The 585-nt window shown below is 64.6% G+C and carries 1 protein-coding gene and 1 pseudogene; one reads left to right on the forward strand and one right to left on the reverse strand.

The window, feature by feature from the left end; all coding sequences use genetic code 11:
- Positions 1 to 414 (forward strand): annotated as a pseudogene (locus A9X04_RS10465) (class I SAM-dependent methyltransferase); the annotation flags it as partial.
- Between the two features lie 21 nt (positions 415 to 435).
- On the opposite strand, the gene A9X04_RS10470 reads toward A9X04_RS10465, so the two are convergent.
- On the reverse strand, positions 436 to 585 hold a 150-nt coding region (locus tag A9X04_RS10470; protein WP_197509124.1), incomplete at its 5' end, for a class I SAM-dependent methyltransferase.

Below are 585 nucleotides of genomic sequence, written 5' to 3' on the forward strand. Positions count from 1 at the left end.
GATTGCCGACGAATCGCACCGTGGAGGTGCGGCTGCAGGGCTGGGAAGAGTTCGAGGACAAGGTCGACCGGATCGTCACCATCGGCGCCTTCGAGGCTTTCAAGATGGAGCGGTACGCCGCGTTCTTCGAACGCGCCCACAACATTCTTCCCCGGCGGGTGGCTGCCGACACCGCAGACCGTCGGCGAGTACGCGGTCACGGCCGGCTTCGAGCTGACCCGGGTCCACTCGCTGCAGCTGCACTACGCGAGGACCCTGGAGACCTGGGCGGCCAACCTGGAGGCCAACCGCAAGCAGGCGGTCGAGCTGCAGTCCGAAGAGGTCTACGGCAAGTACATGCACTACCTGACCGGCTGTGAGAACTTCTTCCGCAAGGGCATCAGCAATGTCGGGCAGTTCACCCTCGTGAAGTAGGTGGCGAGGGGCCGGGGACCGCTACTTTTCCAGCGTGAACTGGTCGACGTCCGTGTAACCCTGGCGGAACAGCTTCGCGCAGCCGGTCAGGTACTTCATGTAGCGGTCGTAGACCTCTTGCGACTGGATGGCGACGGCCTGCTCGCGATTGGCCTCGAGGGCGGCAGCCCG

Source organism: Mycobacterium sp. E3247, from assembly GCF_001667785.1.
In the GTDB taxonomy this organism is placed as follows: Bacteria; Actinomycetota; Actinomycetes; order Mycobacteriales; family Mycobacteriaceae; genus Mycobacterium.